Genomic DNA, 14,897 nt, shown 5'->3' on the forward strand with positions numbered 1-14,897 from the left:
GAGGCAAAGCCATGGCGCGTATCGAACGCAATAGAGAAGCAGCACGGCCGCCCAGCATAGTCCGGATATGACGATTCAGTCCATCGTCAGTTGCGGCATGAGCCACGGGCCGAGCACGCGGATCAATGCGGCCACGACGATCAGGCCGTAGCATGCGTGAAAGTGTGAATCGCCACCGAATGCGGCGCGACGCCCAGCGCGGCGAGCGCAAGCAGAAGGAAGCCGGCTCCCAACGGTAACGACGCACGAATCCATCTTATATGAAGGCTTTTTTTGCCTCATGCGACGAATGTTCGCGCCAGCACCGCTGGAAGCGCAGGCACAGCCCGCACCCGCAGCCGCCGATCACATGGCCATGACGGTTTCCGGCGCTTCCCACGTGTAGTCGAGTGCTTCGGCCACTTCGCGGCAGGTCACTTTGCCGAACGCGACGTTCAGGCCGTTGCGAAGATGCGCGTCGTCCTGCAACGCCTTGCGCCAGCCTTTGTCGGCGATCTGCAGCGCGAAAGGCAGCGTTGCGTTGTTCAGCGCGTAGGTCGACGTGCGCGGCACGCCGCCCGGCATGTTCGCGACGCAATAGTGAACCACGTCGCCCACCATGTAGGTCGGCTCCGCGTGCGTGGTCGGTCTCGCCGTCTCGCAGCAGCCGCCCTGATCGATCGCCACGTCGACGATCGCCGAGCCGGGCTGCATGGCCTCGATCATCGCCCGTGTCACGAGTTTCGGCGCGGCCGCGCCCGGAATCAGCACGCCGCCGATCACGAGATCGGCTTCGAGCACGTGCTTTTCGACATTGTCCTGATTCGAAAACACGGTCATCACGCGAGCGCCGAGCAGACGGTCCATGCGCCGCAGCGCGTCGAGATTGCGGTCGATCACCACGACCTGCGCGCCGGTGCCCACGGCGATCTGCGCCGCATTCGAGCCGACCACGCCGGCGCCCAGAATCACGATTTTCGCCGACGGCACGCCCGCGACGCCGCCCAGCAGAATGCCCTTGCCGCCATGCGCGCGCTCCAGACAGAACGCGCCGGCCTGAATCGACATGCGGCCGGCCACTTCGGACATGGGCGCAAGCAGCGGCAATCCGCCGGCGGCCTGGGTGACGGTTTCATAGGCAATGCAGACCGCGTTGCTCTTCACGAGATCGGCGCATTGCTCCGGGTCCGGCGCCAGGTGCAGATACGTGAAAAGGATCTGGCCGTCGCGAAGCATGGCGCGCTCGCCGGCTTGCGGCTCCTTCACCTTGACGATCATCTCGGCCTTCGCGAACACGTCCTGCGCGCGCGGGACGATCTTCGCGCCGGCCTTTTCATACACTGCGTCGGACGCGCCAATGCCGCTTCCCGCGCCCGTTTCGACCGTGACGCCGTGGCCGTGCGCGACCATTTCGCGGACCGACGACGGCGTCAGTCCCACCCGGTATTCGTGGTTCTTTATTTCCTTCGGAACGCCAACCTGCATGTCATCCTCCAGTTGCGGACAAACCGCTTAGCGACTCGTTCGATGCGGTGCGGCACGGCTGCTGCCTCACACCGGCCGCATCACCACGGCAACGAGTAGGTCTTGGTATGGGTAAAGCTCTTCATGGCTTCCTGCACGCCCTCCTTGTAGCCGAGCCCCGAGTCTTTCACGCCGCCGAACGGCGTGAGTTCGAGCCGGTAGCCCGGCACCTCGCGCACATTGACGCTACCCACTTCGAGTTCGGTGATGAAGCGCGTGATGTAGTCCAAACGGTTCGTGCACACCGCAGACGACAGCGCGTAATCCGTGCAGTTGGACATCTGGATTGCTTCGTCGATGTTCCTGAAACGCAGGATCGGCGAGACGGGGCCGAAGGTCTCGTACTTGACGAGCGGCATGTCGGGCGTGATGCGATCGACGACCGTCGGCGCATACAGCGCGCCCTCGCGCCGGTTGCCCACGAGCAGGCGCGCGCCGCGCGCGAGCGCGTCGTCGACCTGGCGCTCGCAGAACCGCGCGGCGGCTTCGTCGATGACCGTGCCCATGTCGATCGTGCTATCAGCCGGGTTGCCATATGTCCATGCACGCGTTTTCTCCACGACGAGCTCGGTGAAGCGATCCGCGACGGCTTCGTGAACCAGCATACGCTTGATCGCGGTGCATCGCTGGCCCGAGTTCTTGTAGGAACCGGAGACGGCGAGCGAGCTGGCTTCGTCCAGATCGGCGTCTTCCATCACGATGATCGGGTCGTTGCCGCCCAGTTCCAGCACGGCTCGCCGATAACCCATGCGCGCCGCGATGGATTTGCCGATCGACACGCCGCCCGTGAATGTAATTAGATCGACGGCCGGATTCGTGATCAGTTCGTCAGCGATCACAGCGGGGTCGCCGGTCACGACCTGGAGCATCGGCGCGGGCAAACCGGCTTCATAGAGAATGTCCGCGAGCAGATAGCACGACAGCGGCACTTTTTCCGAAGGCTTGACGACGATGCGGTTATTGGTCGCGATCGACGGCACGATCTTGTGCGCGACCTGATTCATCGGGTGATTGAACGGCGTGATGGCCGAAATCACGCCGAGCAGCGGCTCGCGCTGCGTGTACACGCGCCGCTTCTTGCCGTGCGGCGTGAGATCGCAGGAAAAAATCTGGCCGTCGTCCTTCAGCACTTCGCTCGCGCCGAATACCAGCACGTCGGCGACGCGGCCCGCTTCATAGGTCGAATCCTTGCGGCACAGGCCGGCTTCCGCCGTGATCAGCGCGGCGATCTCGTCGGTGCGCGCGCGCACGGCATCGGCGGCGCGCCGCAGAATCGCGGCGCGCTCGTAACGCGTGAGCGTCGGGCGATAGGCGCGCGCCACCTTGAACGCGCGTTGCACGTCTTGCAGCGTGGCTTTCGGCACCGTGCCGACCAGCGCTCCGTCATAGGGGTTGCGCACTTCGATCACTTCGTCGCGAACGATCTTTTCTCCGTCGATGCGCAGCGCCTCGTGACGAACCTGAGCGTCGAGCTTCGTGGTATCCGCAATGGCGTTCATGTCCGGCTCCTCTTCACTGAAGATGGTTGAGTGCGATGTCGATCACGTCGAAGTTGCGCAGCCGCTCGCGTCGCGCGGCGGACTTCGCGACGGGCTGGCTGAAGATCAGCGGCACGATCTGCTCGGCGAGGCCGCCGTGCGAGCGCAGCGGCACATCGAGCCCGGACAGGTCGTGTTTGATGCGGCGCGTGCCGAGCACCACGTCCTGAGCCGAAATCACGATGAGGTCGCCCATGCGTGCGGGCGGCAACTCGAAGCGCGCGCATCCCTCGGCGCCCGTCAGCGCCAGTTCGATGCCCGGCTGCGCCGCGAGCTTGCGGCGTATCGCTTCGGCGTCGGCGGATTCGGGCAGATAGACGGTTGCAAACGAGCCGAGCGCGCCGTGATGGACCACGTACGGATCGGTGATCGGCAGGATCACGCGGGCCGCGTCCTCGCCGAGCCATTCGTCGAGGCGCTCCTGCAGATAGATCACATTGGGTTCGCCTTCGTCGTTGTGCTTCGCGTTCATGCCGTGATCGGCGGTGATCGCGACGATCGCGCCCAGTTCGTCGAGCCGTTGCAGATAGCCGTCCATCATCTGGTAGAAGGCGTTCGCGCCGGGCGTGCCGGGCGCGCACTTGTGCTGCACGTAGTCGGTCGTGGACAGATACATCAGGTCGATGTCGCGTGTCTCCAGCAGGCGCACGCCCGCCGCGAAGACGAACTCCGACAGCTCCGCGCTATACACGCTCGGCACGGGCTGGCCGACCAGTTCGATCACGTGGTCGATGCCGTTCTCTTCGAGCGACGCTTCGTCCGCCTTCTCCGATGAAAAACAGATGCCCTTGAGCCCTTTGCCGAGCAGCCGGCGCAGCTTGTCCTTCGCGGTCACGACGGCGACCTTCGCGCCAGCGTCGGCGAAACGCGCGAGCACGGTCGGCGCGACGAGGTACTTCGGATCGTTCATCAGCACCTCAGTGCCGCTCTCGCGATCGAAGAAATAGTTGCCACTGATGCCATGCACCGCGGGCGGCACGCCCGTCACGATAGAAAGATTGTTCGGGTTCGTGAAGCTCGGCACCACGCATTCGCCCTTGAGGGCGGTGTCGGGGCGCAGCAGCTTGCCGATGAAGGGCGCGACGCCCGCCGCGGCGGCCATCTCCAGATATTCATACGCGCAGCCGTCCACGCAGACAACCACGACAGGGCGGTGCATCCAGTTGTAGTGACGGCCGTTCACTTCAATTGACCGAGGCATTTCGCTCATGAACTGCTCCTTTGACCAGGGGTAATCAGGGAATTGGCGGTGAGGCGTTTTGTGGCATCGTGTGGCAATACTTGACATTAAAATTGACTCTTTGTAGATTGTCAACAACAGACAACTAACCAGAACAACACAAACGCCGGGTGCAGGTGCAGTTCCTTCGCAGTAGAGGTCCGTTTCCGTCGATGTCCCGTCGCGCGCCGCGGCGGCACTTATCAAAAGGGGTGTGGAGATGAAGGAAGAATCGGGATTCAAGCGTTGCAAGGCGCTGCTGAAGATGGCGGCGCGGTGCCTCATGGCTGCCTCGGTGACGTTGGGCGCGGTCGACGCGGCTCACGCGAAAACGCAGTTGCTCGTCTACACGGCACTCGAAGACGAAGCGATGAAGCCGTACAAGGACGCGTTCGAAAAGGCGAATCCGGATATCGAAATCCGCTGGGTGCGCGATTCGACCGGCGCGGTCACGGCGAAACTGCTCGCTGAAAAGGGCAATCCGCGCGCGGACGTCGTGCTCGGTCTCGCGGCATCGAGCCTGACGCTGCTGGACCTGCAAGGCATGCTGATGCCGTACACGCCGAAGAATTTCGACAACCTCACGCGCAAATACAGCGACTCGAACACGCCGCCGCACTGGGTCGGCATGGACGTGTGGGGCGCGACGGTCTGCTACAACCGCGTCGAAGCCGAGAAGCGGCATCTGCCGAAGCCCGCGTCGTGGGAAGACCTCGCCAAGCCGGTCTACAAAGGGATGATCGTGATGCCGAGTCCGGTGTCCTCGGGCACGGGCTATCTGGATGTCACGTCCTGGCTGCAAACCTTCGGCAACGACCGCGGCTGGCAATACATGGACGCGCTCGACAAGAACGTCGCGCAATACGTGCATTCCGGTTCGAAGCCTTGCACGCTCGCGGGCACCGGCGAATTTCCCATCGGCATTTCATTTGAATTCCGCGGCCACGAACTGCAGGCGCAAGGCGCGCCGATCGATCTGATCTTTCCGAAGGAAGGCCTCGGCTGGGACATGGAAGCGACGGGCATCATGAAAACGACGAAGCAGCCCGACGCCGCTAAGAAGCTCGCCGATTTCATGGCGAGCAAGGAGGCCAACGAGATCACCGCGCAATGGTGGGCGATCGTCGCCTATCCGGGCGTGGCGAAAAAGCTGTCGGGCATTCCGGAGAACTATTCGCAGATGCTCGTGAAGAACGACTTCGTGTGGTCCGCGAAAAACCGTCAGTCGATTCTCGACGACTGGCAAAAGCGCTACGGCAGCAAGGAGCAGAAGTAAGGCCGGCTGCAACAGCAGTTCAACGGGTGCGCGGGCCGGCGTCGCGCGCACTGAACGATGCGGCGGCGCGGCACGATGCGCGTCCCGCACTAGAGGCGCAATCGAGGCGCAATCGAGGCGCGGCTGAAGCACACGAGCGCCAGGCGGAGGAGCACATGACAGCGTATTTGAGCGTGCAGCAGGTCTTCAAGCGGTTCAACGACACGCCCGTTCTGCAGGGCATCAATCTTGGCGTGAAGAAGGGCGAAATGCTCTGCTTTCTCGGCCCATCGGGATGCGGCAAGACGACCTTGCTGCGCATCATCGCGGGGCTGGAAACGCAAAGCGCCGGCCAGATCATGCAGGACGGCCGCGATATTTCGCGGCTGCCGCCGCAGCTTCGCGACTACGGCATCGTGTTTCAGTCGTATGCGCTGTTTCCGAATCTCACGATCTTCGAGAACGTCGCGTACGGACTCGTGAATCGCAAAATGAAGCGCGCGGCGATTGCCGCGCGCGTGCATGAACTGCTGGAACTCGTCGGCTTGCCGGACTCGCATCGCAAGCATCCGAACCAGTTGTCGGGCGGTCAGCAGCAGCGCATCGCACTGGCGCGCGCGCTCGCCACGTCGCCGGGATTGTTGCTGCTCGACGAGCCGCTATCCGCGCTCGACGCGCGCGTGCGGGTGCGCTTGCGTCAGGAAATCCGCCAGTTGCAGCAGCGCCTCGGCGTCACGACGATCATGGTGACGCACGATCAGGAAGAGGCGTTGTCGATGGCCGATCGCATCGTCGTGATGAATCACGGCGTGATAGAACAGATCGGCACGCCGCATGAAATCTATCGCGAACCGGCCTCGCCGTTCGTGGCGGATTTCATCGGCAAGGTCAACATGATTCCCGCCGAAGTCATGCGCGACGGCAGCCTCAAGGCAGGCTCGATTGCACTGCGCTATGGATGCGGCACAGGAGATCCGCTGCCGGGTTCGCAGGTGTCCGCATTCGTGCGGCCGGAGGACATCCATATCGGCACGCCGGGGAGCGCGCCGGACAACAGGCTGCCCGCGCGTGTGGAGAAGCTGGAATTTCTCGGCGCGTTTTGCCGTGTGAGTTTCAAGGTGGAGGGACTCGCGGGCCAGGAAGTGGTCGCCGATCTTTCGTTTCATGAAATGCATCGCGCGGGCGTGGAAGCCGGCGCGCGTTTCGACCTCGCGATCAGCCGCGAACACGTCTGCGTCTTCACCGAAGCGAAGGAGCGTCTGCAATGAGCGCGGTTCTGATCGAACGCCGCAGCGGCGGCGACGCGCACGACGAAGTGCGGCAAATCACGCATTGGCACGACCGCATCGCACAGCTTGCGCTCGTGCTGATGTCGGTCCTGCTCGCGATGTTCCTGCTCGTGCCGCTCGCGCTCGTGATAGGCAAATGTTTCGTGGACGCCGACGGGCATTTCATCGGCTTCGCGAACTTCAGCGGCTATCTGACCAACGACGGCGTGTGGACCTCGGCGCTGCACTCCGTGGCGGTGGCGAGCACGGTCACCATGATTGTCATTCCGCTCGCGTTCACGTTTGCCTATGCGCTCACGCGCTCGTGCATGCCGATGAAAAACGCGGTGCGCACGGTCGCGCTTCTGCCGCTGCTCGCGCCCACGTTGCTCTCGGCGGTGTCGTTTATCTACTGGTTCGGCAACTCGGGGCTGTTGAAGCCGCTGTTGCATGGGCATTCGATCTACGGCTTTTATGGCATCGTTTGCAGCCTTGTTTACGCAGCGTTTCCGCATGTGTTGATGATTCTCGTGACGGCGCTGGCGCTTTCCGACGGCCGTCTCTACGAAGCCGCCGATGCAATGGGCACGAGCCGCCTGCGCAAGTTCATGACGATCACACTGCCGGGCGCGAAGTACGGTTTGATTAGCGCGACCATGGTGTCCTTCACGATCTGCATCAACGACTTCGGCGTGCCGGTGGTGATCGGCGGCCCGTACACGGTGCTTTCCACGGACATCTACAAGCTGATCATCGGCTTGCAGGACTTCAATCGCAGCGCGGTGGTGAGTCTCTTGCTGCTGTGCCCGGCGCTGGTGGCGTTCGCCGTCGACTTCTTCATTCGCCGCAAGCAGCAGTCGCAACTCGGCGCGCGCTCGACGCCTTATCAGCCGAAGCCCTCGCGCGGATTCGACCTGGCGATGCTCGCGTATTGCACGGCCGTCTGTCTGTTGCTGATCGCCGTGGTGGGCATTTCGGTGTTCGCTTCGTTCGTGAAGTTCTGGCCGTATCAGATGAGCCTCGGGTTGCAGCACTACAAGATGGGGCTGATCGGCGCGGGTATCTTCGACGCCTATAAAAACAGCCTGAAAATGGCCGCGTGCGTGGCGCTGGGAGGCACGGCGATCGTGTTCGGCGGCGCGTATCTGGTGGAGAAAACGCGCGGGCCGCGGTGGCTGCGCGGCTTCATCAACCTGTGCGCGATTCTGCCGATGGGCGTGCCGGGTCTCGTGCTCGGCATCAGCTATATCTTTCTGTTCAATTCGCCCGCCAATCCGCTGAATGGGTTGTACGGCACGCTTGCGCTGCTTGCCGTCGTGACGGTGGTGCATTACTACTCGTCGAGTCATCTGACGGCGGTGACCGCGTTGCGGCAGATCGACAACGAATTCGAAGCCGTGTCCGCGTCGCTGAAAGTGCCTTTCTACAAGACGTTTTTGCGCGTCACGGTGCCGGTGTGCCTGCCGTCCATTCTGCAGATCGCGCGCTATCTGTTTGTCAACGGCATGACGACGGTGTCCGCCGTCGCCTTTCTTTATTCGCCGGATACGCAGCCGGCTTCGGTGGCCATTCTCAATCTCGACGACGCCGGCCAGATCGGACCCGCTGCCGCCATGGCGACGCTCGTGCTAGTGACCGCGGCGTGTGCCTGTGTGCTGTTTGCAGGCATATCGCACGGCGTATTGCATCGAACCCAGGCATGGCGCACGCAGCGCCATGGCTGATCAACCATCTTCATCGAGCCATTCAAGGAGAGATCGTGGAAAACGCCGTGAGAAATACCGCTGAAAGTGCCGTGGAGTTGTCGAGCCAGCCGATTCTGCTGACGCCCGGGCCGCTCACCACCTCGCAACGCACGCGTCACGCGATGCTGCGCGACTGGGGTTCGTGGGACGGCGACTTCAATCAGATCACCGCGCGCATTCGCAGGGAAACGCTGCGAATCGTGCATGGCGAAGCGACGCATGAATGTGTGCCGTTGCAGGGCAGCGGCACGTTTTCCGTCGAAGCCGCGATCGGCACGCTCGTGCCGCGCGACGGACATGTGCTCGTGCCGAACAACGGCGCGTATTGCCAGCGCATCGCGAAGATTTGCCGCGCGCTTGGGCGGCGTCACCGCACGCTCGACTACGCCGAGGATGTGCAGATCAAAGCCGCGGATGTCGAGCGCGCCTTGGCCGCCGATCCGAGCATCACGCACGTCGCGCTCGTGCATTGCGAAACGGGTGCGGGCGTGCTCAACCCATTGCATGAGATCGCGGTGGTGGTCGCGAAACACGGGCGCAGCCTGATCGTCGACGCCATGAGTTCGTTCGGCGCGATCGACATCGATGCGCGCGAGACGCCGTTCGATGCCGTGATTGCCGCGTCGGGAAAATGCCTCGAAGGCGTGCCGGGAATGGGCTTCGTGATCGTGAGGCGCAGCACGCTCGAGCGCTGCGAAGGCAACAGCCCTTCGCTCGCGATGGACCTGTACGATCAATGGACGTACATGAACCGCACGCTGCAATGGCGCTTCACGCCGCCCACGCATGTCGTCGCGGCGCTCGACGAAGCGATTGCGCAATACGTGGAAGAGGGCGGCCTGGAAGCGCGCGGCGCACGTTATGCGCGCAATTGCCGGGCGCTGCTCGCGGGAATGGCCGAGTTGGGATTCCGGCCGTTTCTCGATCAATCGATTCAGGCGCCGATCATCGTGACATTCCATGCCCCCGACGATCCCGCCTACGACTTCACGCGCTTCTATCAGGAAGTGAAGGCGCGCGGCTACATTCTGTATCCGGGCAAGCTCACGCAGATAGAAACGTTTCGCGTGGGCTGTATCGGGCATTTCGGCGAAGCGGGCATTCCGGGCGCGGTCGCCGCGATTGCCGAGACATTGAAGGCGATGGGCATTGCGCAAGTGTCGCCGAAGGCGCTTGCGTAGAAATGCGCTCGCCGCTCGCGCCATGCAATGAGCGCGAGCGGCGGGGCGCGTTCGAGGTCGTCAAGCGTCGGTCAGCGCTGCCGGCGACGATCCCGTCGAGGCCGCCCAATGCTCGTGCGCGAGCCGCATTCTGCCGAGACCGTGCGCGACGTGTTCGCGCACCAGGGCGACCGCTTGTGCTTCGTCGCCGGCCGCGAGCGCATTCACGATCTTCTCGTGTTCCGCGACGGATTCGCTCAACGCGCCGCGGTCTGCCTGCAGCGCCGCCTGACGCAGCAGCCCGAGCTGGCGCACCAGATGCCGGTACGTTCCGATCAGATGCTGATTGCCGACGCCGGCCACCATCGCGTCGTGCAACTGGACGTTCAGTGCCGTATAGCGCGCAATATCGCGTGTTTTCCGGGCCGCTTTCATCGACACGATGATGGCCTTGAGCGCGGCCAGCGTGTCGGGCGTCATATGGTTTGCGAGCCTGCGTGCAACGGATTCGTCCAGCATCGCGCGGACTTCGTAGATTTCTTCTGCTTCGCGAAGCGAGACGATTCGCACCATGACGCCGCGGTTTTTTTCGGTCTTGAGCAAACCGGCCTGTTCGAGCGCGCGAAACGCCTCGCGCAGCGGGCCACGCGACACGTTGAGCCGCGTGGCGATTTCCACTTCGTTGAGTCTTTCACCGGGCGCGAACTCGCCGGACACGATGCTGCGTTCCAGGCTTTCCTGTACCAGCATCGCAAGCGAGTGGCGTTGAAGCAGTTCGATGGCGTTAGTCGAAGACGCGTTGCTGCTCATATCAGATGGCACGTCGAAGTGAGGATCACTCAACGTTATCCGCACGCTTGCCGACTGTCAACAATCGCGGCGACGCAGCTTGACCTGGCGCTGGCCGCCGGAAAGCCGCATCACTGCACGGCGACCGCTTTGCGCGGTCCGGCCTCGGGTGTGCTGGCGGGCCATTGCGAGCGAATCCTGGTCACGATCAGATCCGGCAGCGGCACATAGTCCAGCGCATTGACTGTCGGCACGCCATGGCTGAAGGCCCAGTCGAAGAACTTCAAGGTGGCTTCGTTGCGGCCCGCCTTGTCGGGCGTGACATGAAGCAGAACGTAGGTGGCGCCCATTACGGGCCATGCGTCCGTGCCCGGTTCGCTGGTTTGCAGCCGATAGCGCGAACTCGACCAGTCGGCGCTGGCCGCCGCCGCCTTGAATGTCGCGACGCCAGGTTGAACCGGAGAGCCGGCTGCATTGATCATGGCCGTGTATGTCAAGCGGTTTTGCTTCGTGAAGTCCCACGCGACGTAGCCGATTGCGCCCGGCAGATAGCCGACGTAAGTGGCGACGCCCTCGTTGCCTTTGCCGCCGATGCCACGCGGCCAGCGCACGCTCGTGCCTTCGCCGACCTTGCGTTTCCACTCCGCGCTGACCTGCGCGAGATAGTGCGTCCAGATCAGCGTCGTGCCCGAACCGTCCTGTCGACGCACCACGGCGATCGGCGTGTCCGGCATTTTGATGTTCGGATTCAATCGCGCGATGGCAGGGTCGTCCCAGTAGAGAACCTTGCCGAGAAAGATCGCGGCCAGCACCTCGCCGGACAGCGTGAGTTGTCCCGCCTTGATGCCGGGCAGATTGACGACCGGCACCACGCCGCCTACCGCGGTGGGGAATTGCTGCAAGCCGTCGGCGGCCAGTTGGTCGTCGGTGAGCGGCGCGTCCGATCCCGCGAAGTCCACTTCATGGGCGAGAATCTGCTTGATCCCATCGGCGGAACCCGTGCCGTGATAGATCACTTTGCCGCCGCCGGACTTTCGATAGTCGGCGGCCCATCGCATATAAAGAGGTTCGGCGAACGTACTGCCGGCTCCGACGACGTCTGCCGCATATGCCTCGGCCACGCAACCGACGCAAAACAGACTCGCCACCATCACGCGCAATGCTTTCATGATTGTCTCCCCGCCGGTTTTTGTTGCAGGACAGCACTGTGGCAGAGTTGTCAGTGCAACGAACTTAGGGGGGAGCGGACGTTTCGCCGACTCGACGCGCTGCTTGAATCAGACGCGCCAATCCATTCCTGAGGATTGCACTGCATAAGGCCCATTAGAGGATGCAGGCAAGCCGAATTCCAATTGAATACGGCTATCGTCGTGGAACATCGCAAATGGCGAAGTGGAATTGCCGCGCACTATATGCACGGAGACCTAACTAAATGAAGCGCGCGTGGTCATGCAGGATCACGCGTGGCTCGTGCCGCTCCATTGAACGGCATGAGCACTTCATGGCCGAGGATCGGAACGAGCCGGCTCAGTGCTTGGTGGGCCGCCCGGTCTTCACCTGCTCCACAGCGGAGACAGCAGCCAGCAGACGCTTGTCCGCCGCCGATTCGAGCATCAGCAGCCCGGCGCGCAGGAGTTCGCTCTTCTTCACGGAAATGCCTGCGGCCAGACACTTCTGCTTGAGCGCCGCGATTTTGTCATAGTCGGACTTCGGCATGGTGAAGCTGTCGCGCACCACTTGGTCCTTTTTCACGCGCCGGGCTTTCGCGCCGTTAGCGGCTTTGGCCGACGAGGCCTCGGTTTTGGCCTGAGCGGGCTCGACGGCGGCTGCGGCCTTCGGCGCTTTCTTTGCAGTAGCCTTCTTTTTGACAGCATCCGCAGCCGGCGCTACGGCTTGCGTTTTTGTTTCTTCGGCGGCTGCGGCAGCGGCTGCCTTGGGAAAATGAAATGCCTTCTTGGTAGGCTTTTTTGTAGTCGCTTGAGTCATTGTCGGTCTCGTTGGTGAAATACGGTATAAACAGTATATACGGTTTGTGCGTGCAATCGGGGCGCGGCATTCACTTTCGGCGAAGCGCCGACGGGTTCGTTCAGCAGGTCAGTGTGGCGGCGACAGGCGGTGAAAGCGCTTCCATAATTTTTGCAGCGCGTCATGGTCGGCCGCGACGCGCGCCGCGAGATAGCCTCGCGCATAGCCCGCGCCGGTCGCCGTCTCCGCGCGCTCGGCGGCGAGTGTTTTGAGGAGGCCGTCCGCGACGACGGCGTCGTTGCGCCAGCCGAGGTCGTCCTGAAGCGCGCTGAGCGCCTCCGAGTAGTGGCGCACAGCCTGCTTCGGATACAGCGACGCGAAAAACTCCGTGGCGTAGCGCAGTTTCTTGGCTGCAATGCGCGCGCGATGGCGCCGCTCCGGGTCCAGATCCGGCAGCTTGTCGCCGCGCGTGAGCAGGGTGTCGTGCCGCTTGCATAGCGTCTTGCCGGCAAACTTGACGATTGTCTTCCCGAGCGCGGAACGTCGGTCGTCGTTCAGACCTTCACGCCAGCCTGCCTGATTGAGCCAGCGCGCAAGCTCGATGATGAGCCGCGTATAGCGCGCCGAGTCCACAGCCGCAGCCGCGCGAGTGCGGTTCTGCCGGGCGATGTCTCGCGCCGCTTCCGTGACTTCCCGCGCGTGGGTGTCCTCGGGCGCGCCGTCGAAGGCCATGGGCAGCGTCGAGTTGGCGATCACTTCCCAGTCGCGCGCCCCTCCGAGCTCGCCCGCTATCCAGCGCAGTTCGTCCTGAAAGGAGGGCGGCGCCGCGATCACGCGCTCGAAAAGATTGAATGCGGAACGCAGGCGCCGCAGTCCCACGCGCATCTGGTGCACGCTCGAAGGATCGTGGCCCGACACGACGCCGCGCTCGTTGCCGTGTATCTGGGCGAGGCAATTGTCGGCGATGCGCCGGAATGCCTGTTCAACGGTATCGCCTTTTTTCAGTTTGAGCGGTTGCGCACGAACCGGCTCGCTATGTTCCTGTACAACCAGTTCGTATCCGCGGCTGCCTTTGCTGAGGTAGCTGATCCTCAAAGGCAGGGTGTCCAGCAGATCGAGCGCGAACTGATAGAGGCGATCGGGCTCGCCGCGCTTCAGTTCGAATTCGACTTCGTAAATCGGAACGGCGGCCTCTCCGGCTTTGACGACGCCTTCATCGAGCGCAAGTTCGATTTCGTCGCCTTGGGGAAGATGCAGTAAGGAAATGGACCGCTCCACTTGCGTGACGAAGATCGGCTTGAGGCGATTGACGAGGTCCGCTTCGCGCAACAGCTTGCCGATGTCGGCGTCTTCCAGATCGCCGATTGGCAGCGCCGCGGGTTCGGGCGTGTTGCCCGACACCTCGCACTCGATTTCCTCGCGCTCGTAAAGTCCCGCGCGCGACGACCCGGCGGTCTTCAGCGTCTGCATATGATGCTCGCCTGTCGAGCGCACGCGCAGCGAGGCGCCGAGGCGGTGCAGCGCGAGGTCGTCGGTATCGAAGTAGGTGCTGAGCAGATGTTCTGTGCGGGGCGCCTCGGTCAGTAGCGACGCGAGTAGAGGCGAGTCATGCAATTTCTTCGCCTGTCGTGCTGCAAACTGCATTTTCAGTTCACGTTCCATGACTTTCCCCTGAAGCGTCACCGGCAATCGGGAGCAGCGAACTCCGCCATCCAGGTAGTTTAGTCTACGTATTGCGGCCGTCATCCCGCTTGCAGCTAAGTCTTCCATAAGTTTTGGCCGTTAAGATCGGGCCAACTCATTACAGATCACTCGAAAATCAAGGCATGAATGCATTAGAAGCATTGAACCGCACACTTTTTCTGACGATCAACGCCACGCCGTCGACGCCACCGTGGCAGATCGACGCGGCGCGGCTGATTGCCGATTATCTGATCTACCTCGTGCCCGCCGCGCTGGCCGCGATGTGGCTCGCGGGCGGCGAGCGCCAGCGCGCCGTCGCCGTGCGCGTGTGCTGTGTCGCCTTGCTGGCGCTCGGCATCAATCAGCTCATCGGTCTCGCGTGGACGCATCCGCGGCCGTTCATGATCGGGCTGGGGCATACGTTTGTGGAGCATGCGCCGGACTCGTCGTTTCCGAGCGATCACGGCACCGTGTTCGCGAGCGCCGCGTTGACCTTGCTGCTCGGCGGCGTGCGCCGCTACGGCGTGCCGCTGCTGATCGCCGGTCTCGCCGTGGCGTGGGCGCGCATCTTCGTCGGCGTGCATTTTCCGCTCGACATGGTGGGCGCTGCCGCTGTCGCCTGCGTGACGTACGCGTTGATTGCTCCGTTATGGGGACGGGCCGGCGTCACGCTGACACACAGTCTTGTTGCGGTGTACCGGAAACTGCTGGCATGGCCTATCGACCGCGGCTGGCTGCCTTCGTAAGACGACGGCTGCCGACGCCCCATGGA

Annotated in this window: 12 protein-coding genes; 5 read left to right on the plus strand and 7 right to left on the minus strand. The window is 62.9% G+C overall.

Going from position 1 to position 14,897, the window contains the following annotated elements; all coding sequences use genetic code 11:
* Positions 1 to 345: 345 nt before the first annotated feature.
* From ald to phnA, 3 genes are all read right to left on the minus strand, one after another.
* Positions 346 to 1,464, minus strand: coding sequence for an alanine dehydrogenase (gene ald, locus VOM14_RS21885; RefSeq protein WP_327630833.1), 1,119 nt, complete (start codon positions 1,462 to 1,464; stop codon positions 346 to 348).
* 80 nt (positions 1,465 to 1,544) lie between these two features.
* The gene (gene phnY / locus VOM14_RS21890; protein WP_327630834.1) at positions 1,545 to 3,002 is read right to left on the minus strand and encodes a phosphonoacetaldehyde dehydrogenase; all 1,458 of its coding nucleotides are present in this window, start codon (positions 3,000 to 3,002) and stop codon (positions 1,545 to 1,547) included.
* A 13-nt stretch (positions 3,003 to 3,015) separates the two neighbouring features.
* Positions 3,016 to 4,251 carry a phosphonoacetate hydrolase gene (gene phnA, locus VOM14_RS21895; RefSeq protein ID WP_327630835.1) on the minus strand — a complete coding sequence of 412 codons (1,236 nt, stop codon included), beginning with the start codon at positions 4,249 to 4,251 and terminating at the stop codon, positions 3,016 to 3,018.
* 229 nt (positions 4,252 to 4,480) lie between these two features.
* Here phnA and VOM14_RS21900 point away from each other — a divergent pair, with 229 nt between their 5' ends.
* From VOM14_RS21900 to VOM14_RS21915, 4 genes are all read left to right on the plus strand, one after another.
* Positions 4,481 to 5,536 (plus strand): putative 2-aminoethylphosphonate ABC transporter substrate-binding protein, encoded by a 1,056-nt coding sequence (locus VOM14_RS21900; protein ID WP_327630836.1) that lies wholly within the window; start codon positions 4,481 to 4,483, stop codon positions 5,534 to 5,536.
* 155 nt (positions 5,537 to 5,691) lie between these two features.
* Positions 5,692 to 6,783, plus strand: coding sequence for a putative 2-aminoethylphosphonate ABC transporter ATP-binding protein (locus tag VOM14_RS21905; protein WP_327630837.1), 1,092 nt, complete (start codon positions 5,692 to 5,694; stop codon positions 6,781 to 6,783).
* Complete coding sequence (locus tag VOM14_RS21910; RefSeq protein ID WP_327630838.1) at positions 6,780 to 8,507, plus strand: putative 2-aminoethylphosphonate ABC transporter permease subunit; 1,728 nt, start codon at positions 6,780 to 6,782, stop codon at positions 8,505 to 8,507. Before VOM14_RS21905 ends, VOM14_RS21910 begins: the two co-directional genes overlap by 4 nt.
* A 71-nt stretch (positions 8,508 to 8,578) precedes the next feature.
* The gene (locus tag VOM14_RS21915) at positions 8,579 to 9,709 is read left to right on the plus strand and encodes a 2-aminoethylphosphonate--pyruvate transaminase (RefSeq protein ID WP_327630898.1); all 1,131 of its coding nucleotides are present in this window, start codon (positions 8,579 to 8,581) and stop codon (positions 9,707 to 9,709) included.
* Positions 9,710 to 9,769: 60 nt separating this feature from the next.
* Here the strand turns inward: VOM14_RS21915 and VOM14_RS21920 are convergent, their stop codons facing one another.
* From VOM14_RS21920 to VOM14_RS21935, 4 genes are all read right to left on the minus strand, one after another.
* Positions 9,770 to 10,498, minus strand: a complete 729-nt coding sequence (locus VOM14_RS21920; protein WP_327630839.1) for a phosphonate utilization associated transcriptional regulator — start codon at positions 10,496 to 10,498, stop codon at positions 9,770 to 9,772.
* 110 nt (positions 10,499 to 10,608) lie between these two features.
* Positions 10,609 to 11,646 (minus strand): phosphate ABC transporter substrate-binding protein PstS, encoded by a 1,038-nt coding sequence (gene pstS / locus VOM14_RS21925; RefSeq protein WP_327630840.1) that lies wholly within the window; start codon positions 11,644 to 11,646, stop codon positions 10,609 to 10,611.
* Positions 11,647 to 12,004: 358 nt separating this feature from the next.
* Positions 12,005 to 12,463 carry a hypothetical protein gene (locus VOM14_RS21930; protein ID WP_327630841.1) on the minus strand — a complete coding sequence of 153 codons (459 nt, stop codon included), beginning with the start codon at positions 12,461 to 12,463 and terminating at the stop codon, positions 12,005 to 12,007.
* Between the two features lie 108 nt (positions 12,464 to 12,571).
* Positions 12,572 to 14,104, minus strand: coding sequence for a CYTH and CHAD domain-containing protein (locus VOM14_RS21935; RefSeq protein WP_327630842.1), 1,533 nt, complete (start codon positions 14,102 to 14,104; stop codon positions 12,572 to 12,574).
* 164 nt (positions 14,105 to 14,268) lie between these two features.
* Between VOM14_RS21935 and VOM14_RS21940 the strand changes: the two genes are divergently transcribed.
* Positions 14,269 to 14,871: a phosphatase PAP2 family protein gene (locus VOM14_RS21940; protein WP_327630843.1), complete on the plus strand. Its 603-nt coding sequence runs from the start codon at positions 14,269 to 14,271 to the stop codon at positions 14,869 to 14,871.
* Positions 14,872 to 14,897: the final 26 nt, after the last annotated feature.

This window comes from Paraburkholderia sp. MPAMCS5, from assembly GCF_036016995.1.
In the GTDB taxonomy this organism is placed as follows: Bacteria; Pseudomonadota; Gammaproteobacteria; order Burkholderiales; family Burkholderiaceae; genus Paraburkholderia.